Genomic DNA, 19,821 nt, shown 5'->3' with positions numbered 1-19,821 from the left:
CGGAGGGGCACCGCGACGGGACGGACTCGGACACGATGCGCACGCTGGTACTGCTCGCCCTGGCGGGCCTGGGCGCCCAGCTGGTGGACGGCAGCCTCGGTATGGCCTACGGCGTGACCTCGACCACCCTGCTCCTCTCCATGGGCACCAACCCGGCCGCCGCCTCCGCCACGGTCCACCTCGCGGAGATCGGGACGACCCTGATGTCCGGCGCCTCGCACTGGCGCTTCGGGAACGTGGACTGGAAGGTCGTCTTCAGGATCGGCGTACCCGGAGCCGTCGGGTCGTTCCTCGGGGCGACCGTGCTGTCCGGGCTGTCCACCGGGGTCGCCGAGCCCGTGATGTCCCTGATCCTGCTGGCGCTCGGGCAGTACGTCATGTCCCGGTTCACCTTTCGCGGCCTGCCCGAGGGCAATCTCGGCAAGCCGCTGCGCAAGCGGTTCCTGTCGCCGCTCGGGCTCGTCGCCGGCTTCCTGGACGCGACCGGCGGAGGCGGCTGGGGTCCGGTCGGTACGCCCGCGCTGCTGGCCGGCGGCCGTATGGAGCCCCGCAAGGTCATCGGGTCCATCGACACCAGCGAGTTCCTCGTCGCCGTCGCCGCCAGCCTCGGCTTCCTCTTCTCCCTCGGCTCCCAGGGCCTGAACTGGCGCTGGGTCGCCGCGTTCCTGATCGGCGGTCTGATCGCGGCGCCCGTCGCGGCCTGGCTGGTGCGCCTGCTGCCCCCGCGCGTCCTGGGCTCGGCGGTCGGCGGAATCATCGTCGTCACCAACGTCCGCACGCTGCTCAGGAGCGACTGGGTGGCGGCGCCGGGCGCGGTGAGCGTGAGTGTGTACGTCCTCCTGTACGCCCTGTGGGCCGGCGCGCTGACGTACTCGATCCAGGCCCACCGCAAGGAGCTCAGGGCGCGCCCAAGGGGCGCGGGGAACTGCGCGCCCAGCCCCCACCGGGCCCGCACCCGAGACGCAACCCCACACGGCACAGCCCCGCTCACGCCAGTGAACCGCGGCGAATGACCTCCCCCGTGGGCCATTCGCCGCGCACTGTGCACGTTATGAGGCGACGTCCGCGGCCGACCACCGTGCACGCTGGCCAGATTCGGCCGCCGGGTGTGCACGCTGTCCACCCGTCACCCGCAGGGCGTGCACGAGGTCGTGGACGCCCGAACCGGTGGTCAGCAGATCCCGGTTGAGGAGGCGTTCGGCGGCGCGCAGATGGGCGCGGACCGTGTTGCGGCTCAGGCCCACCCGCGCGGCCGTGCGCTGGGCGTCGGTGTTGGCGTCGATCCAGGCCTCCACGGTGAGGAACAGATCGTGGTGCCGGGTGTCGCGCAGAGGGTGCAGGAAGGGTTCCGCCCACGCGGTGGCGGGGGAGGAGCGCAGGAGTTCCCCGAGCGGGGGCGCGACCAGTTGGACCGTGTCGGCCTGGGTGGTGTCGGCGGGATCGGGCTGGAGCGCCGTGAGGGACAGGGCCAGATCGAGCGTGGCCCGGGTGCGGACCTCGCCGAGGTCGACGCCCAGCGCCTCCTCCGCCCGGCGGCAGTGGGCCGTGACGGTGGTGCGGCTGAGGTGCAGCAGACGGGCCACGCCGGACCGCGAGAACGTGACGGCTAGCCGGACGACGTCCAGGGTGGGCTTGGGGACGGCCTGCAACGGCTCCAGGTGGGCGCGCGCCCAGGCGAGGGCCGCCCGGCGCGGCAGTACGTGCACGAGCGAGGGCCGGCCCCGGTAGGCGGCCAGCCGGCCGGGGGAGTTGCGGGCGACGGCGAGGGCGTGCACGGCCTCTCCGTAGGCCTCGCCCGTGGCGGCGAGCGGATGGGGCCTGCTGACGCCGAGCGCGTACCCCTGGTTCTCCGCGACGAGCCGCCGCAGCACCTCGCCCTGCCGGAACCGGCCGCCCAGTTCCGGGTCCTCGGCCACGGGGCAGATCAACTGCTCTTTGAAGACCGGGCAGTTCACCATCAGCCCGGGGCCGTGATAGCCCGACGGGTCCAGATAGGTCCTGGTCAGCCGGTCGCGGTCGGCGGGCGGACAGTGCAGGAGATGGACGCGTACGCGCTCCGCGTTCAGCAGCGGCGGTACGTCACCGGTGGTCATCCGGCGTGCCATGGTGACGTCCCCGGCCAGCAGCGCGGTCAGGACCGCGAACCGCAGTTGCGCCGCCTTCGCCTCGTATCCGCGGGTGCCGCCGTCGGCGTCCGACGCCCTGCTCAGCAGGTGGACGATGCCGCCGGCCTGCGAGGCCAGCGCGGCGGCCTCCCGCGGCAGCGGCGACATGCTGACCGTCACCAGCACCGGGCGCGGCTCGCGTCCGCCGAAGGCCTCCAGGCGTACCTCCCGCTCGCCGACCCGTGTGGTGGCCGCGGCCAGCCGTCCGCCGGACAGCCGCTCCACCTGTTCCGTCAGCGCGTCCGCGATCCGCCGGGGGAAGCCGGCCGTGGCCGCCTCGACCGTGCCCTCGCGGCCGATCCAGGCTACGTGCGCCCCGGTCCGGCGGCCCAGCCAGTCCAGTACCTCCGCCGGGTCGCCCTGCCGCCGTACGAGCCGCAGCAGTTCGTCGACGTCCTCCCCGTGTCCCGGCACCCCCACAGCTCTCACGCACCTTCCCTGCCCCGCGTACCACGGTCCGACAGGGGGGCACCCTAGTGCGCCCCCCTGTGGGTCACGCCACCGCTGTGGGTGCCAGTTCCCGGAGTTCGGCGAGGGCCGCCGCGACGGCCGGGCGCTCATGGCCCCCGGCACGGGTACAGGTGAGGAGTTTGCGGTGCGGGTCGCCCGTGCAGCGGACGCGGGTGATCGGCAGGTGGGGGGTCAGATGGGCGAGCCGCGGGATGAGCGCGACACCGAGGCCGTGCGCGACGAGGTGGGCCGTCACGTTCCAGTCCCAGGCCTGGTGGACGATGTCGGGGGTGAATCCGGCGGCACCGCACGCGGACAGCACCTGCAGACGGCAGGGGTTGTCCTCGGACGGCGCGATCCACTCCTCGCGGGCGGCCTCCGCGAGATCCGTCCGCTCGCGGCCCGCCAGCCGGTGCGTGTCGGGTACGACCAGGTCGAACGGGTCGTCCAGCAAAGGCTGTTGGTCGAACCGGGCGTCGCTGATCGGGGGGTTGCGCGAGGTCGCCTCGACGACCGCGAGATCGGCCCCGCCCTCGAAGAGCAGGTTGAAGCTCTCGGGTACGACCGCCTCCTGGATGCGGACGGAGAGGCGGGGGTGTCGTTCGCGCAGCCGGGCCGCCATGGGGGCGATCAGCACCGAGACGGCCATCGGGAAGCCGGTGACCCGCAGCAGTCCGGCCGGATCGTCGTGGTCGGACCGCAGGTCCAGCTCCGCCTGGTCCCAGCGGGCCTGGATGGCGTCGGCGTGCGTGATCAGGCTGCGCGCGGCGGAGGTCAGGCGTACGCCGCGGCCCTGTGGCTCCAGCAGGACGACGCCCAGCTCACGGGCGAGCAGGCGGACCTGCTGGGAGGCGGCGGAGGTGGTCAGGTGCAGGGCTCTGGCGGCGGCGGTGACGGTGCCGTAGTGCTCGACGGCTCGCAGGACGTGGAGTCGCCGCAGATCAATCATGAAGCCCAGGCTTAAGGGTCAGGTCCAGAAAGTCAACCTGGACGTGCACGGTCACTGGGCTTCACCCTGAAGGTGCCCTCAAGGGGCGCGGGGCCGTATCGATATGCGGCTCCGCCGCGGGCCGCGACCAGCCCCGAGCCCCCACGCGCCCGCAGTCGACCCACTACACGAGGAGCCCCCGATGACCAGCGCACAGCGTGACGCGTGCCCGCACTGCGGATGGCCGGACCGTGCCGAACCGTTCCAGGTGGTGTCCCGGCACGGTACGGCGGGCGGCCACACGGTCTGGACCCGCTGCGGGTGCGGGTCGCTGCAGGTACGGGTCGTGGACGCGTCGGGCATGCGCGTGCTCAGCCGTAGCGGGCGGGGCTGAGTGCCACCTGCGGGCCGGTGGGGGCCGTTCGCGCAGTTCCCCGCGCCCCTGAAAACGGGGCTGCGCCCCAGTTTTTCGCCCTTGAGGGGCGCGGGGAACTGCGCCGCCCGCCTCCACCGGCCCGCAGCCGACGAGTGGTCGATCAGGACGTTTCGACGCCCAGCGTCAACGCGCCCGCATAGCCCGCCGTCGTCGTGCTGCCCAGCGCGGTCAGGGTCAGCAGACCCGACGCCGCGCCCCCGTCGTCGTAGATGCCGTCCTGCGCGAGCGTCGTCCGCGGCACGGTGTTCGCCGCGTACACCGGCACCGCCGCCACCCTCGTGGTGATCGCCTCGTCGAAGAACAGCTGCCCGGTGTGCAGCTCCTGACCGCCCTCGAACGAGCCGTCGGAGGTCAGCGTGACGTCGGTGTGCACCTTGATGTGGATGTGGATGCACCGTCCCCGGTACCAGCCGGGGTAGACGCTGGTGATCTTCGCGACGCCGTCGGCGCCCGTCAGGACCCCGCCGCGCAGGAACCTGCCGTTGTCGGGCTCGTTGTGCCCGTTCCCGCCGACGAACCCGGAGTACTCGCCGAGCGCGTCGCAGTGCCAGATCTCCACCAGCGCGCTGTCGAGCGGAGCGCAGGTGTCGTCGTCGACGACGGTGAGCGTGAGCTTGAGCGGAATCCCGGTCTTGTCCTCGTGGATGTCCGCGCGGACGAGTTGTCCGTCGAGGTAGTAGGGGCCTTCGGTCATCTCCTTCGTGAGGGTGCAGACGGCCGCGGCGGCGGCCGGCTGCTGGTCGGCAGCCGTAGTGGGGGCCGTGGTGGGGGCCTCGGGGAGCGTGGCACCGACGGCCAGAGTGGCCGCGGTGGCGCCCGTGGCGATGAGCACGGTTCGACGTCCGATCGATGTGTCTGTCATGAACACGGCACCGTAGAAACGGAATCTGTCGAAGCGCTGTGGGTTGGGCAAAGTGACGAAGCGTCAAGTCTGTTGTGAGACAGCCGGGACGCCGAAAGACTTTCGACGTTTACCGGGGCGCGCGGGGCTGTGTGAACCGTTGACGCGCAAGGGGTTCGATTCTACGTTCCGGGGTCATCCCGCCCGTTCGAAGTCATGACCGGCGTCCGTGATGTCGAACGGGCGAGGCCTCGACTCCCCCCACTCGTAGGAGGATCCGCGTGAGCCCCACCTCCAGCAGGACTCCCCGCCGCACGGGCCGCAGGACCGCGCTTCTCGCCCTCCCCGCGGCGATCCTGCTCGCCCTCGTCCCCACCACCGCGTCCGCGTACCCGAACCCGGGCACCGTCACCGGCTCGATCGTCGTGCACGACCCGACGATGATCCGCACCTCGTCCGGGCAGTACCTGCTGTACGCGACCGGCGGAGGCCTCAGCTACAGGACGTCGACGAACAGGATCGCCTTCAGCGCGGGCTCCGACGCCTTCGGCACCAAGCCGGGCTGGTGGTCGTCGTACGCGACCGAGGCGTGGGCGCCCGACATCTCGTACGCGGGCGGCAAGTACCTGATGTACTACGCCGTCTCGACCTTCGGCTCGAACAAGTCGGCCATCGGGCTCGCCGGTTCGACGACCGGGCTGCCGGGCTCCTGGAGCGACTACGGGACGGTCTACACGTCCACCACCTCCAGCGACTACAACGCCATCGACCCGAACCTCTTCGTCGACAGCGACGGCAAGTGGTGGCTGTCCTTCGGCAGTTGGTGGACCGGGCTGAAAATGATCCAGATCAACCCGTCCACCGGCAAGCAGCTCTCGACGAACACCACGCGCTACTCGATCGCGTCCCGTCCGACCGGCACCAAGGCCGTCGAGGCGCCGTACATCGTCAAGCGCAACGGCTACTACTACCTGTTCGCGTCGTACGACACCTGCTGCGCCGGCACCAGTTCCACGTACAAGGTCAAGGTCGGGCGGGCCACCAGTGTCACGGGGCCGTACTACGACAAGAACGGTGTGGCGATGACGAACAACGGCGGGACGGCGGTGCTGGAGTCGCACGGGCGGTACATCGGGCCCGGCGGGCAGTCGATCATGGCGGACTCGGACGGCGACCTGATCGTTTACCACTACTACGACGGCCAGGACAACGGCACACCCAAACTAGGCATCAACCTCCTGTCCTGGACCACGGGATGGCCCGTCGCGTACTGACCCGCGGGCCGGTGGGGGTACGCCACAAGATTGCGCAGTTCCCCGCGCCCCTGGGGACCGCGCGCCCATTGAATCTGCGGGCCGGTGGGGGTCGCGCCAACCGATTGCGCAGTTCCCCGCGCCCCTGAAAGGGCCTGCGCCGGTTCGTCGGGTGCGGGACGGTGGGGGTGGGCCGCGCCGTTCCCCGCGCCCCTTAAGGGCGAAAAACTGGGGCGCAGCCCCGTTTTTCAGGGGCGCGGGGAACGGCGCGAGCAACCCCCACCGGAGCCGCACCTGAAGGGGCGCGGGGAACTGCGCGATCTTTGAGCCGCACATGCAGCGGCGCCGAGCCATAGGGGCGCGGGGAACCTCGCGATCGGTTGGGGTGGCCCCACCGGGCGTCAGCCGACGCGGTTGACTCCGCCGGCCGCAGGCCAGCCCGCTCCGTTCGACGCCCCCGGCGTGTTCGGCCAGCCGCCGGGCTGCTGCTGAGGCACGGGCTGGGGCTGCGGCATCGCCTGAGGCTGCTGCGGGAACCCCTGTTGCGGGAATCCCTGCGGCTGCCCCGGCGCGGCGATCGCGGTCAGCCCGCCCGGCATCCCCGTGGTCCCCCGCGTCTGCGCCGCGGTCAGCGGCTGGGGCTGTCCGACCATCCCGTTGGCCGCGGCGACGAGCGGCTGCGGCTGCTGCGGCAACTGCTGCGGTTGTTGAGGCACCGGCTGAGGCTGCTGCACCATCCCGTTCGCCGCGCCCGCGAGCCCCGGATAGCCCTGACCGTTCGTGGAGCCGACGAGCCGGTCGACGGCCGCGGTCCCCGAGCTGTAGCCGACCCCTTGGCTCAGCTCGGGTACGGCGGCACCCCGTCTGGTGGTTCCGTAGAGCACCGACTCCAGGCCGGTCACCAGACGGCGTACGTCCTCCTGTGGGCGTACCACGAGCCGCACGAAGCGGCTGGACGAGCCGATCTTGTTGCCGCACTCGCGGACCAGGATCCGGTGCTCGGTGAGCAGTCGGTCCCGGACCACGGTGCCCTCGGCGCCCACGGGGAGGCGCACGAAGAGGAAGTTGCCCTGCGAGGGGTAGACCGTGAGTCCGGGCAGCGTGGAGAGCTGGCGGGCCATGTCGAGCCGGTCGCGGCGCACCATGTGCAGGCTCTCGACGTACTCGGCCCCGTAGTCCTTGAGCATGAAGACCACGGTCTCGGCGAAGGCGTTCAGGTTCCACTTCGGCAGCATCGAGCGGATCTTGCCCGCGAGGCCCGGGTTGGCCACCATGTAGCCGAACCGCACGCCGTGCAGGCCGAAGTTCTTGCCGAGGCTGCGCAGCACGATGACGTTGGGGCGCATCACCGCTTCCTCGACGATGCTCGGCTCGTTCTCCGCGTCGGCGAACTCGAGGAACGACTCGTCGATGACGATCAGGTCGAGGTCGGCGAGCGCGTCGCAGAACGCCAGGATGGTCTGCTTGGGGAGGAAGCCGCCGTCGGGGTTGTTCGGGTTGCAGATGACGGCCGCGCGGGTGCCCCTGGAGCGGATGAACTGGATGTACTGCGCCGGGTCGAGCGCGAAGCCGTTGCTCTCCTGGAGCGGGAACATGTCGACGCGCTTGCCGGTCTCCAGCGGCTGGTCGGTCCAGCGGCCGAAGGTGGGGACGGGGATGGCGAGCGACTCACGGACGAGCAAGTGGTCGATCCAGGTGATCAGTTCGGTGGACCCGTTGCCCATCGCCACGCACTGCGGGGGAAGTTGCAGCAGATTGCACAGTTCGGCGGTGATGGTGTCCGCGCTGCTGGGGTAGTACGTGATGATGTCGCGCAGTCGGTGGGTCAGCTCGTCCATCATCCTGGGCGAGGGGAAGTACGGGTTGCACGGGATGCAGAAGTCCACCGGACCGGCCTCCCCGCTCTCTCGTGCCAGCGCGGCCATCGAGGGGCTGTGCGCGCCGGTGCGGAACAGCGAGGTGACATTGTCGGCCATGGACCCTCCGTCCTTGAGGGGCGGCCCGAGCGGGTACGCGGGCGGCGGCCCGAGCGGGGATACCCGGGCCGCCTCTAAGTACGTGCGCCTGTGTGTCCCTGTTCAACGACTGTGAATCGATGTGGAAGTTGTGAACCACCTGTGAAGGGTGGTTACATGTTGAACGAATGGACCGTCGTCGAGCGGTACGTCCCACCTGGCCTGAGCACGGTCGACGGGAACTCCGGGCGGTTCGGCGAGTCGGGGAAGTGCTGGGTCTCCAGGCACACCGCGTCGCCCTGCCCGTAGGCCCGGCCGCCGGTCCCGACGAGGGTGCCGTCCAGGAAGTTCCCGGTGTAGAGCTGCACTCCGGGCTCGGTCGTCGCGATCCTCAGAGTGCGGCCGGAGACGGGCTCCCGCAGCTGCGCGATGTGCTCGGGCCGTTCCGTCGGCCCCTTGTCCAGGACCATGTTGTGGTCGATGCCCTGGGCGTACAGCAGTTGTGGGTCCTCGCGCCGCAGATCCGCCCCGAGCGTCTTCGGCGTACGGAAGTCGAAGGGTGTCCCCGCGACCCCGGCCAGCTCGCCGGTGGGGACGAGTCCCGCGTCGACCGGGGTGTAGCGGGACGCGGCGACCGTCAGCAGATGGTCGTGGACGGAGCCGCCGTTCTCGCCGGCCAGGTTCCAGTACACGTGGTTGGTGAGGTTGACGACCGTGGCCCGGTCGGTGGTCGCCTCGTAGTCGACGCGCCAGTCGCCCTGCGCGGTCAGGGTGTACGTCACCTGCACCGTGAGCGTGCCGGGGTAGCCCATCTCGCCGTCGGGGCTGGTGCGCCGCAGGACCAGGCCCACGTCGGTGCCGGACGTGAACTCCTCCACGTCCCAGACCTGCCGGTCGAAGCCCTCGGGCCCGCCGTGCAGGTTGTGGCCGCCGTCGTTGACGGGCAGGACGTGCTCCTCACCGTCGAGGGCGAACCGGCCCTTGGCGATGCGGTTGCCGTACCGGCCGATGATCGCGCCGAAGTACGGGCTGGACGTCTCGTACGCCTCGACGGTGTCGAAGCCGAGCGAGACGTTGGTGTGTCCGCCGTGCCCGTCGGGAAGTTCCAGGGACTGGACGATGCCGCCGTACGAGAGGACCTTCAGCCGGGTGCCGCCGTTCTCCAGCGACCAGCGGTGGACCTTCGTGCCGTCGGCGAGTTCGCCGAAGAGTTCCTTCACCAGTTCGTTCACCAGTTCTTTCACCGGTTCCTGTCTTCCCGAGACGTGAGTGGTTCCTGACGCGCACAAAGCAAAATGGGGCCCCGTGGACCGTACGTCCACGGGGCCCCACCTGCACGTTACGAACCGACCTTGCGCTTGTTCCACACGTCGAAGCCGACCGCCGCGAGCAGCACCAGGCCCTTGATGACCTGCTGCCAGTCGCTGCCGACACCGACGAGGTTCATGCCGTTGTTGAGCACACCCAGCACGACACCACCGATGATCGCGCCGAGGACCGTGCCCACGCCGCCGCTCATCGACGCGCCGCCGATGAACGAGGCGGCGATCGCCTCCAGTTCGAAGTTCACACCGGCCTTGGGCGAGGCCGCGTTGAAGCGGGCCGCGAAGACCAGACCGGCCAGCGCCGCGAGCATGCCCATGTTGAGGAAGACCAGGAAGGTGACCTTCTTGTCCCGCACACCGGAGAGCTTCGCGGCGGGCAGGTTGCCGCCGATCGCGTAGATGTGGCGGCCGATGACGGCGTTGCGCATCACATAGCCGAAGCCGACGACGAGGACGCCGAGGATGATCAGCACGACCGGGGCGCCCTTGTAGCTGGCGAGCATCATCGTCACCGTGAGCACGGCGGCGACGAGGGCCACGAGCTTCAGCAGGAACAGCTTGAAGGGCGGTACGTCGAGCGCGAACTCCTGCTGCCGCCTGCGGTCACGGAACTCCTGCAGCACGATGAACGCGATCACGGCGAAGCCGAGCAGCAGCGTGAGGTTGTGGTAGTTGGTGTCCGGGCCGACCTCGGGGAGGAAGCCGTTGGAGACCTTCTGCAGACCCTCGGGGAACGGGCCGAGCGTCTGGCCCTCCAGGAAGATCTCGGTCAGACCGCGGAAGGTCAGCATGCCCGCGAGGGTCACGATGAAGGATGGTATGCCCAGATACGCGATGAAGAAGCCCTGCGCGGCTCCCGCGGCGGCGCCCAGGAGCAGGCACAGCACCACGGCGATCGGCCAGTCGAGGTCGTGCTTGACCATCAGTACGGCCGCCACCGCGCCCACGAAGGCGGTGAGCGAGCCGACCGACAGGTCGATGTGGCCCGCGATGATGACGAGCATCATGCCGATCGCGAGGATCAGGATGTAGCTGTTCTGCAGCACCAGGTTGGAGACGTTGCGCGGCAGCAGCAGGTCGCCGTCGGTCCACACCGCGAACAGCACCACGATCAGGCCCAGCGCGATCAGCATGCCGTACTGCCGCATGTTGCGGCGCATGCCGTCCACCATCAGCTGCAGCAGGCCGTCGCCGCCGCCTGACGAGCCGCCCTTGCCGGCGGGTGCCGGCGCGGGGGACTTGGCGGTCACATTCGTGCTCATCGGTCTTACCTCTTGTCCTTCGTCATCTGGCGCATCAGCACTTCCTGCGTGGCCTCGGCCCGCTGGACCTCACCGGTCAGCCGCCCGGCGGACATCGTGTAGATGCGGTCGCACATTCCGAGCAGTTCGGGCAGCTCGGAGGAGATGAAGACGACCGCCTTGCCCTCGGCGGCCAGTTTGTCGATGACCGTGTAGATCTCGAACTTGGCGCCCACGTCGATACCGCGGGTCGGCTCGTCCAGGATCAGCACATCGGGCCCCGCGAAGATCCACTTGCTGAGGACGACCTTCTGCTGGTTGCCGCCCGACAGCTTGCCCACCGGCTCGAAGACCGTCGGCGCCTTGATGTTCATCGACTTGCGGAAGCCCTCGGAGACCTGCCGCTCCTGGTGCTCGTCGACCACACCGCCCTTGGCGACCTTGCCCAGCGCGCTGAGCGTGATGTTCCGGTTGATGGTGTCGATGAGGTTGAGGCCGTAGTGCTTGCGGTCCTCGGTGACGTACGCGATGCCGTGCTTGACCGCTTCGGACACGGTCTTCGTACGGATCTCCTTGCCGTCCTTGAGGACGGTGCCGCCCGCGTACCGGCCGTAGGTGCGCCCGAAGACGCTCATCGCCAGCTCGGTGCGCCCGGCGCCCATGAGCCCGGCGATACCGACGATCTCCCCGCGGCGCACCTGGATCGACACGTCGTCGACCACCTTGCGCTGCTGGTCGATCGGGTGGTGCACGGTCCAGTTGCGGATCTCCAGGGCCGGCGCCGCGCCCACCTCGGTGTCGTGCGGGGTGCGCTCCGGGAAGCGGTGGTCGAGGTCGCGGCCCACCATGCCGCTGATGATCCGGTCCTCGGTGGTCTCCGCGGCCTTCACGTCGAGGGTCTCGATGGACCGCCCGTCGCGCAGGATGGTCACCGAGTCCGCGACCGCCGCGATCTCGTTGAGCTTGTGCGAGATGATGATCGAGGTGATGCCCTGGTCCTTGAGACCCAGGATGAGCTCCAGGAGCTTGCCGCTGTCCTCGTCGTTCAGAGCCGCCGTCGGCTCGTCGAGGATCAGCAGCTTCACCTTCTTCGACAGCGCCTTCGCGATCTCGACGAGCTGCTGCTTGCCCACACCGATGTCGGCGACGCGGGTGTCGGGGTGCTCGTCGAGCCCGACCCGCCGCAGCAGCTCGGTCGCGTGCCTCAGCGTCTCGGTCCAGCTGATGAACCCGCGCGTGGCGTGCTCGTTGCCGAGGAAGATGTTCTCCGCGATGGAGAGGTAGGGCACCAGGGCAAGCTCCTGGTGGATGATCACAATGCCGTGCTGCTCGCTCGCCCTGATGTCCTTGAACGTGCAGGGGTCACCCTCGAAGAGGATGTCGCCCTCGTACGTCCCGTGCGGGTGGACGCCGGAGAGGACCTTCATGAGGGTCGACTTCCCGGCGCCGTTCTCCCCGCAGATGGCGTGGACCTCGCCCGGCCGGACGCTCAGAGAGACGTCCGACAGCGCCTTGACGCCGGGAAAGGTCTTGACGATCGAGCGCATTTCCAGGACGGGTCCCGCCATGGTCGTGCCTTCCAATCCTTAGAAAACGGCGGTTGTTACTTCAGGTCGCTTTCCTTGATGTAGCCCGAGTCGACGACGACCTCCTTGTAGTTGGACTTGTCGACGTTGACCGGGTCCAGCAGGTAGGCGGGGATGACCTTCGCGCCGTTGTTGTACGTCTTGGTGTCGTTCGTCTCGGGCTTCTTGTCCTGAAGCACGGCGTCGACCATGTTGGAGGCGACCTCGGCGAGCTTGCGGGTGTCCTTGTAGACCGTCTGCGTCTGCTGGTCGTCGATGATCGACTTCACCGAGGCGACCTCGGCGTCCTGGCCCGTGACGATCGGCAGCGGCTTGCTCTTGCTGCCGTAGTCGTCCGACTTGAGCGCGGACAGGATGCCGATGGAGATGCCGTCGTAGGGCGAGAGCACGGCGTCGACCTTGGCGCTCTTGTACGCCGAGGTGAGCAGGTCGTCCATGCGCTTCTGGGCGGTGCCGCCGTCCCAGCGCAGGGTGGTGACCTGGTTGAGCTTGGTCTGGCCGGACTTGATGACGATCTGCTTCTTGTCGATGTACGGCTGCAGGGCGTTCATCGCGCCCTTGAAGAAGTACTGGGTGTTGTTGTCGTCGTTCGAGCCGGCGAAGAGCTCGACGTTGAACGGGCCCTTCTTGGAGCCGTCCTTGAGACCGAGCTTCTCGACGATGTAGCCGCCCTGGAGCTCGCCGACCTTCTCGTTGTCGAACGACGCGTAGTAGTCGACGTTCGGCGAGTTGAGGATCAGGCGGTCGTAGGAGATGACCGGGATGTCGGCTTCCTTGGCCTGCTGCAGCACGTTGTCGAGCGACTTGTTGTCGATCGCCGCGATGATCAGCGCCTTCACGCCCTGCGTGATCATGTTCTCGATCTGCGAGACCTGGGTGTCCGGGTCGTCCTCGCCGTAGGCCAGCTTGGTCTTGTAGCCGGCCGCCTTGAGGTTCTTCTCCACGTTGGCGCCGTCGGCGATCCAGCGCTCGGAGGACTTGGTCGGCATGGCGATGCCGACGGTGCCCCCCTTCGCGTCTCCCTTGTCGCTCTCACTCCCGCCGTCGCTGTCCTGCCCGCAGGCGGACAGGGTGAGGGCGAGAGAGGCTGCCGCGGCTATGGCGGAGAGGGCTGCCTTGCGATTGCGCATGATCATCTTCCTTGATGCTCTGACGGAGGCTCGGTCTTCAGTTTGTGAAGGTGGTGGAGCGAGGACGACCGAGAGGAGGTGTGTGGGATTGTGTTCGGCCGCGTCGTCTTTTGTGAAGGGGGTGTAGTCGGAACGTTATGAGGGAATGTCAAAACGTTGGAGTGTCCCCGGCAGCCGCGAGCCGAGCGGCGCCATGTCGCCGTCCGCCCCGTGCCGCGCCAGCAGGTCCAGGGCCAGCCGGCCGCGCCGCACCCTCTCCCGTGCCGTGGACAGCGTCAGCTCCCTCATGTGGTGGCCGTACGGGTAGATCCCGGGAGCCTTGGACAGGCCGAACTTCAGGTACAGCGGTGCGCCGCGTCGGATCAGCTCGGCGACCTCGTACATGCGCACGTAGCCGCCGAGATCGTCGGGAGCCTCGATGTACATGTCCATCGGGGCCGCGCTGACCCTGCGGATCTCCGTCAGGTGGTCCAGCGTGAGATCGCTGGGCACGTTGATGGAGTCCCCGCCGAGCTGCTCGTACACGGCGTACGCGGCCGGGTTGACCGGACCGATGAGCGCCGAGACCTTGAGCGTGGTGTCGGCCGGAATGATCCCGGCGACACGGGCCCTGTGCAGAGTCCACAGCACGCCCTCGTCAGCCACGAGGAGGCACTTTACGCCCAACTCCGTTGCGCGTACGGCGTCTTCCAGACAGCCCGCCACCGCATCGTGACCACGCGCCCTGGTACCGCCGCCCCGCGAGTCCGTACGGGTCGAGCCACCGATGTCCCAGGTGCCGCGCGGACCGGTGAAGAGGCACAGCTCGATGTCGCGCTCGGCGGTGGCGTCGACCATCTCCGTGATCTCGGCGTCGGTCAGCATCCAGACGCCGCTGCCCTGGCTGATCCGGTGGATCGGCACATCGAGCCGCGAGGACTCCTTGAGGACCACGGCCAGCGCCTCGGGCCCCTCGCACGAGGGGATCTCGGTACGCCACCGGCCGCCTCCCGGGAAGGAGTGCGGGGAGGCGTCGGCGGGGGACAGGGCGGGAGCGCCCAGGCCGAGCGCGGCGAGCGCCTGCTCACCGGGTCGACGGGCCGCTCTGGGAGAAGCGTCGGTCACAAGCTTTCCTTAGCTCTGGCAAAGTATGCGTTCGATATGTCGGACATGGTTCGTGTCGGTGGATGTACGCCGGTGCGGAGCGTCAGGTCTCCGCACCGGCGTACGGATCGGGGATCGGTCGGCACCGGGCCCTACGGCCTCAGCAGCACCTTGCCGACCTTCGGATCGCCGGACCCCACCAGCTCGATGGCGTGGGCGAACTCGTCCAACGGAAGTTCATGCGTCACCAGCGGCAGCGGATCGAGGAGACCCGCGCCGAAGACCCGTACCGTGTGCGCCCAGGCCTCCGGCGGCGCACCGAACACGGTGTGCACCTCCAGCTGCCGTACGACGAGATCCGTGGGGTCCAGACCCTCCGCGCCCGCCGCCGGGATGCCCGTGAGCACCAGCCGCCCGCCGCGTCTGAGCAGCGAGGCGGCCGTGGTCGCGGCGGTCGCCGAACCCGCGGTCTCGATCACCACGTCGAAGTCGGCGGGCAGCTCCTGGTCCCGGGTACGGAAGTCACCGGCGCCGAACTTCCGCGACAGCTCCTCGCGGTCGGGGCGGGTGCCCACCACCAGCAGCTCCGAGGGCGAACCCGCCTTCAGGAACTGCACGGCGAACATGCCGAGCGTGCCGGTGCCGACGACCGCCACCCGCTCGCCGGGCCGCGCGTTCGCCTTCAGCGCCGCCGCCGCGATGCAGGCGGCGGGCTCCAGGAGCGCCGCGGCCGTCAGGTCGGCGTCGTCCGGCAGGACGTGCAGCAGACGGGCGGGCAGCGTGAGCGTGGTGGCCATGGCTCCGGGCTGGGTGAAACCCGTCTCCTCGTAGCCGGCCGTGCACAACGTTGTCTCGCCCTCGTGGCAGCGGTCGCAGACCTGGCAGTTGCGGAAGCCCTCACCCACCACCTTGCGGCCCACGAGACCCTCGGGCACCCCGCCGCCGACCGCCTCGACCGTCCCCGACCACTCGTGGCCCGGGGTCAGCGGATAACGGACGTACCCCTCGGGGCGGTTGCCCTGGTACACCTCGCGGTCGCTGCCGCAGATCCCGCTCGCGTGGACCCGTACCAGGGCCTCGCCCGCGGCGGGTGCCGTGGGCTCGTGGGGGGCCAGCCGGTGCTCGCCCGGCCTCTCGATGACGACGGCCTGGGATGCGGCGCTCATGACGGCTCCGTGGCGGTGGGGCGGGTCGGGGTCCCGAAGAGGCCGTACGCCCCTCGGTCCGCCGCGGCCCGCGACGGCGGCGGCGTCCGGCGGCTGGGCACAGCCTGCCACAAGCCCCGGTGCAACTCGGTGCCGGGCGGCGTCACTTGGCGGCACCCTTCGGCTTGCGCTGCTCCCAGCCGTCCGCCCACAGGTCGAAGCGCGCCTGCTGCTGCGGGAACTCCGCCGCCGCGTCCGTGTCCAGCTCGACGCCCAGACCCGGCTCGTGCGACAGCTCGAAGTAGCCGTCGACGACCTGCGGGGCACCCTTCACGATCTTCTTGATGTCCGCGTCCGCGAAGTCGTTGAAGTGTTCGAGGATCTTGAAGTTCGGGGAGCTGAAGCCGACCTGGAGGGAGGCGGCGGTCAGCACCGGGCCACCCACGTTGTGGGGCGCCACCAGGACATAGTGGGCCTCGGCGGTCGCCGCCAGCTTCCGGGTCTCCCAGATGCCGCCGAGGTGGCCGACGTCCGGCTGGATGATGTCCACGGCCTGGCTCTCGAACAGCTCGCGGAACTCGATGCGATCGTGAATGCGCTCACCGGTCGCGACCGGGATGTCGACCTTCGCCGCCACCTTCTCCAGGGCCTTCAGGTTCTCCGGCGGCACCGGCTCCTCCAGCCACGCGGGCTTGAAGGGCGCGAGCTCGTGGGCGAGCCGGATGGCCGTGGCCGGCGAGAAGCGGCCGTGCATCTCCAGCATCAGCTCGGTGTCCGGACCGATCGCGTCGCGGACCGCCTCGATCAGCGACACCGAGTACAGCGACTGCTCGTGGTCCAGCTCGTAGTGACCCGTCCCGAACGGGTCGATCTTCAGCGCCTTGTACCCGCGCTCGACGACCGCCTGGGCCGCCTTGTGGTACGCCTCCGGAGTGCGCTCCGTGGTGTACCAGCCGTTCGCGTACGCCTTCACGCGGTCGGTGACCTTGCCGCCGAGCAGCTGCCACACGGGCACGCCCAGGGCCTTGCCCTTGATGTCCCAGCACGCCATCTCGATCACGGCGATACCGGACATGACGATCTCGCCGGCGCGCCCGTAGTCGCCGTACTTCATACGGCGGACGAGGTCCTCGACGGCGAAGGGGTCGGAACCGAGAATGTGATTGGCCTGCGCCTCCCGCAGATAGCCGATCAGCGCGTCGGTGTGGCCCAGCATGCGGGTCTCACCGACCCCGGTGATGCCCTCGTCGGTGTGCACCTGGACATAGGTCAGGTTGCGCCACGGCGTCCCGACCACGTGTGTGCTGATTCCGGTGATGCGCACGGAGAATGCCCCTTGTCGTGCTCTGCGGCTGCTTTTACGAATCTGTTTCGACTGTTCGAGATTTCGTCACATGTTCGAAATGCTGGCCAGACAGTAAGGATTGGGCGGCGGACGTGTCAATGGGTCGAACGAAGAACGGTTTCGGCGAGATGGCGAAGGAAGGCGGGGAATGGTCGGGCCTGTCCTCAACTGGCACACCCGAACGGGCAGTTCAGCACAGAACTTTCACAGCTGCGCCTGGGAACGTGACCTGAGCGGAGTTTAGTCTTCCGGCGTCATGGACTACTGCCTCCCGTGCCAACGGCACCTCAATGGCGCCCTCGCTTGCCCGGGGTGCGGCACACCGGCCGAAGCGAGCCGAGAGAGCGCGGCCTCCCCGGACGACCGCGAGGACGCCGACGGGCGTAACGACGCGGCGGACGACAGTGAGGACGACGACGGCGACGAGCCGGAGGGCGGCGCGGGGCGCCGGGCCCGGCGAGGACGCGGCACACGCGGCGGGAGCCGGGGGGTGCGCGCGAACCGGCGGGACCGGAAGGCGGCGCTGCACCGGCGGCGGCGCCGGCGGGTGCTGCTCGTGTCGGCGGGGCTGCTGCTCGCGGCCGGCGGGCTGAGCCTCGCCGAACTCGGCATAGAGGCGCCGTCCTCGGAGCCGAAGGCGTCCGCCGCAGGAGAGGCGTCCGCGGGGTCCTCCGCCTCCGCGGACGGGGCGTCGGCCTCCGAGGGAGGGGCCGCCGGGTCGCCGGGGGCGTCGCCGTCCGCATCGGAGTCGAAGAAGCCGGAGAAGTCCAAGAAGGACAAGGAGAAGGACGACGAGGGGACGGAATCGGCCGATCCTTCGTCGACAGAGGCCGGTCCGACGTCCTCGGCGCCCGCCTCCGTCCCGTCCGCCCCCGAGGAGTCGGATCCTGGTACGCCGGATCCCGACCCCACGATGGAGGCGCCGGACCCCGACCCGGAACCGACCCCCACGGAGTCGTCGTGCGACCGCTTCTTGTGGTGGTGCACGTAACCGCTGGCCGCGGCTGGTGAAACGGGCCGGCTCGTAGGCTGCGACCCGGCGGGGGGAAGCCAAAAGACTGCGCAGTTCCCCGAGCCCCTGATGGGGCGCAGCCCCTCTTAGGGGCGCGGGGAACTGCGCGAGCAACCCCCACCGGGTCGCGGATGGCGTCGAGGGGTGGGCCCCTTCAGGGGCGCGGGGAACTGCGCGACCAGCCCCCGCCGGGCTGCAGGTGGCGTCGAGGGGGTTGGGCCCCTGAAGGGGCGCGGACCCGCAGGTCAGGTGGGGGTGGGGGCCGCGTCCGCCACCCCGGTGGAACCGTCCAGCATGCGCAGCAGCAGGCCGCGCAGAGCCACCCGCTCCTCCCGCGACAGCCCGGCCAACGGTTCCCGAGCGAACCGCAGGGACAACCGCAGGCTCCGGGCGACAGCCCGCCCCTCCTCCGTCACGGCGGCCAGCTTCACGCGGCGATCGGACGGGTCCGGCCGCCGCTCCGCCAGCCCCCGCGCCTCCAGGCGATCCACGATCCCGGTGACGTTCGACGGCTCGCACTTCAGCTTCTGTGCCAGCCGCCGCATCGGCAGCGGCTCCAGCGACAGCAGGCTCAGCAGTCGCGCCTGCGCCCCGGTCAGCGCATGCTCCGCCGCCGCCTCCTCGTACTCCTCGTGGTAGCGGGCCACGACCGTGCCGATGAGGTCGACGACCTCAAGGGTCAGTGGGTCGAACGAGGGAGTCTTCTGTGCGGCCATGCCCGACAGGCTACCCGGTTACTTGACATCATGAAATATTCAGGAGCATGGTTGTTTCACATACTGAAGTATTCTCATGTGTGGAAACCGTTGCACCAGGAAAGGCGCCCTCCATGACCGACACAGCCGAGCTCCCCGCCACCAGCCGCGAATGGCATCTCGTCAGCCGCCCGGTCGGCGTCCCGAAGCCCGAGGACTTCGCCCTGGTCGAGGCCGACCTGAAGCAGCCCGGCCCGGACCAGATCGTGGTGCGCAACAAGCACCTCTCCGTGGACCCGTACATGCGCGGCCGCATGAGCGCCGCGAAGTCGTACGTGGCCCCCTACGAGCTGGGCAAGGCCATGCTGGGCGGCGCGGTCGGCGAGGTCGTCGCCTCGACCGCGGACGGCATCTCCGTCGGCGACCACGTCCTGCACGGCTTCGGCTGGCGCGAATACGCCGTCTTCGACGCCAAGCACGCCGTCAAGGTGGACCCCGACGCCGCGCCCCTGACCACGTACCTCGGCGCGCTCGGCATGACCGGCCTCACCGCGTACGCGGGCCTGCTGCGCACCGCGTCCTTCGAGGAGGGCGACACCGTCTTCGTGTCCGGCGCGGCCGGCGCCGTCGGCAGCCAGGTCGGCCAGATCGCCAAGCTCAAGGGCGCCTCGCGGGTCATCGGCTCGGCCGGTTCCGACGAGAAGGTCAAGCTGCTGGTGGAGGAGTACGGCTTCGACGCCGCCTTCAACTACAAGACCGGCCCCGTGAGCGAGCAGCTGCGCAAGGCCGCTCCGGACGGCATCGACGTCTACTTCGACAACGTCGGCGGCGACCACCTTGAGGCGGCCATCGGCTCCCTCAACCTGCGCGGCCGTATCGCCATCTGCGGGATGATCTCCGTATACAACAACACGGAGCCGGCGCCCGGCCCGAAGAACCTCGCGCGCCTCATCGCCACGCGGGGCCGGATCCAGGGCCTTCTGGTCGGCGACCACTACGACCTGCAGCCGCAGTTCGTCCAGGAGGTCGGGCCGTGGGTCGCCTCGGGCGAGCTGAAGTATCGCGAGACGGTCGTCGAGGGCATCGAGAACAACCTTGAGGCGTTCCTCGGGGTTCTGCGAGGCGACAACACCGGCAAGATGATCGTCACGCTCTGACCCTGGCACGGGTGGGGGCGGAGCCAAAAGACTGCGCAGTTCCCCGCGCCCCTGATGGGGCGCAGCCCCATCAC

17 protein-coding genes are annotated in these 19,821 nt (G+C 69.6%); 5 read left to right on the top strand and 12 right to left on the bottom strand.

The features are described 5' to 3' along the window. Positions 1–35: 35 nt before the first annotated feature. The gene (locus ACFVH5_RS28940; protein WP_385836660.1) at positions 36–1,013 is read left to right on the top strand and encodes a sulfite exporter TauE/SafE family protein; all 978 of its coding nucleotides are present in this window, start codon (positions 36–38) and stop codon (positions 1,011–1,013) included. 36 nt (positions 1,014–1,049) lie between these two features. Here the strand turns inward: ACFVH5_RS28940 and ACFVH5_RS28935 are convergent, their stop codons facing one another. Both ACFVH5_RS28935 and ACFVH5_RS28930 read right to left on the bottom strand, forming a co-directional pair. Beyond that, positions 1,050–2,594 (bottom strand): helix-turn-helix domain-containing protein, encoded by a 1,545-nt coding sequence (locus ACFVH5_RS28935; protein ID WP_385836659.1) that lies wholly within the window; start codon positions 2,592–2,594, stop codon positions 1,050–1,052. Between the two features lie 64 nt (positions 2,595–2,658). Beyond that, complete coding sequence (locus ACFVH5_RS28930; RefSeq protein ID WP_385836658.1) at positions 2,659–3,564, bottom strand: LysR family transcriptional regulator; 906 nt, start codon at positions 3,562–3,564, stop codon at positions 2,659–2,661. 181 nt (positions 3,565–3,745) lie between these two features. Between ACFVH5_RS28930 and ACFVH5_RS28925 the strand changes: the two genes are divergently transcribed. After that, the gene (locus ACFVH5_RS28925) at positions 3,746–3,937 is read left to right on the top strand and encodes a hypothetical protein (RefSeq protein ID WP_385836657.1); all 192 of its coding nucleotides are present in this window, start codon (positions 3,746–3,748) and stop codon (positions 3,935–3,937) included. 142 nt (positions 3,938–4,079) lie between these two features. Here ACFVH5_RS28925 and ACFVH5_RS28920 read toward each other — a convergent pair whose 3' ends face one another. Further along, positions 4,080–4,841, bottom strand: a complete 762-nt coding sequence (locus ACFVH5_RS28920) for an intradiol ring-cleavage dioxygenase (RefSeq protein WP_384816233.1) — start codon at positions 4,839–4,841, stop codon at positions 4,080–4,082. A gap of 260 nt (positions 4,842–5,101) precedes the next feature. On the opposite strand from ACFVH5_RS28920, the gene ACFVH5_RS28915 reads away from it, so the two are divergent. Continuing rightward, positions 5,102–6,094, top strand: a complete 993-nt coding sequence (locus tag ACFVH5_RS28915; protein ID WP_385836656.1) for an arabinan endo-1,5-alpha-L-arabinosidase — start codon at positions 5,102–5,104, stop codon at positions 6,092–6,094. Positions 6,095–6,474: 380 nt separating this feature from the next. On the opposite strand, the gene ACFVH5_RS28910 is transcribed toward ACFVH5_RS28915, so the two are convergent. The 8 genes from ACFVH5_RS28910 to ACFVH5_RS28875 all read right to left on the bottom strand — a co-directional run bounded on the left by ACFVH5_RS28910 (position 6,475) and on the right by ACFVH5_RS28875 (position 16,862). Next, a complete protein-coding gene (locus ACFVH5_RS28910; RefSeq protein ID WP_385836655.1) occupies positions 6,475–8,049 on the bottom strand; it encodes a pyridoxal phosphate-dependent aminotransferase in 1,575 nt (524 codons plus the stop codon). A gap of 152 nt (positions 8,050–8,201) precedes the next feature. Continuing rightward, a complete protein-coding gene (locus ACFVH5_RS28905; protein ID WP_385836654.1) occupies positions 8,202–9,272 on the bottom strand; it encodes an aldose epimerase family protein in 1,071 nt (356 codons plus the stop codon). A 95-nt stretch (positions 9,273–9,367) separates the two neighbouring features. Continuing rightward, positions 9,368–10,615 (bottom strand): multiple monosaccharide ABC transporter permease, encoded by a 1,248-nt coding sequence (gene mmsB, locus ACFVH5_RS28900; protein ID WP_384816222.1) that lies wholly within the window; start codon positions 10,613–10,615, stop codon positions 9,368–9,370. 5 nt (positions 10,616–10,620) lie between these two features. Continuing rightward, entirely contained in the window at positions 10,621–12,162 is a 1,542-nt protein-coding gene (gene mmsA / locus ACFVH5_RS28895; protein WP_384816219.1) for a multiple monosaccharide ABC transporter ATP-binding protein, read from the bottom strand. A 35-nt stretch (positions 12,163–12,197) separates the two neighbouring features. Next, complete coding sequence (gene chvE, locus ACFVH5_RS28890; RefSeq protein WP_384816216.1) at positions 12,198–13,310, bottom strand: multiple monosaccharide ABC transporter substrate-binding protein; 1,113 nt, start codon at positions 13,308–13,310, stop codon at positions 12,198–12,200. A gap of 135 nt (positions 13,311–13,445) precedes the next feature. Next, positions 13,446–14,414, bottom strand: a complete 969-nt coding sequence (locus tag ACFVH5_RS28885; protein ID WP_384816214.1) for a hypothetical protein — start codon at positions 14,412–14,414, stop codon at positions 13,446–13,448. Positions 14,415–14,545: 131 nt separating this feature from the next. After that, on the bottom strand, positions 14,546–15,559 hold the full coding sequence (locus ACFVH5_RS28880) for a zinc-binding dehydrogenase (protein WP_385836653.1): 1,014 nt from the start codon (positions 15,557–15,559) through the stop codon (positions 14,546–14,548). Between the two features lie 142 nt (positions 15,560–15,701). After that, entirely contained in the window at positions 15,702–16,862 is a 1,161-nt protein-coding gene (locus ACFVH5_RS28875) for a mandelate racemase/muconate lactonizing enzyme family protein (protein ID WP_384816208.1), read from the bottom strand. Positions 16,863–17,139: 277 nt separating this feature from the next. On the opposite strand from ACFVH5_RS28875, the gene ACFVH5_RS28870 reads away from it, so the two are divergent. Next, positions 17,140–17,874 carry a hypothetical protein gene (locus tag ACFVH5_RS28870; RefSeq protein WP_385836652.1) on the top strand — a complete coding sequence of 245 codons (735 nt, stop codon included), beginning with the start codon at positions 17,140–17,142 and terminating at the stop codon, positions 17,872–17,874. 266 nt (positions 17,875–18,140) lie between these two features. Here the strand turns inward: ACFVH5_RS28870 and ACFVH5_RS28865 are convergent, their stop codons facing one another. Then, entirely contained in the window at positions 18,141–18,611 is a 471-nt protein-coding gene (locus ACFVH5_RS28865; RefSeq protein WP_385836651.1) for a MarR family winged helix-turn-helix transcriptional regulator, read from the bottom strand. Positions 18,612–18,724: 113 nt separating this feature from the next. On the opposite strand from ACFVH5_RS28865, the gene ACFVH5_RS28860 reads away from it, so the two are divergent. After that, complete coding sequence (locus ACFVH5_RS28860) at positions 18,725–19,747, top strand: NADP-dependent oxidoreductase (RefSeq protein ID WP_385836650.1); 1,023 nt, start codon at positions 18,725–18,727, stop codon at positions 19,745–19,747. Positions 19,748–19,821 lie beyond the last annotated feature (74 nt).

The organism is Streptomyces sp. NPDC127119 (genome assembly GCF_042677425.1).
GTDB lineage: Bacteria > Actinomycetota > Actinomycetes > Streptomycetales > Streptomycetaceae > Streptomyces.
This window is presented reverse-complemented; position numbering and strand designations above follow the sequence as displayed.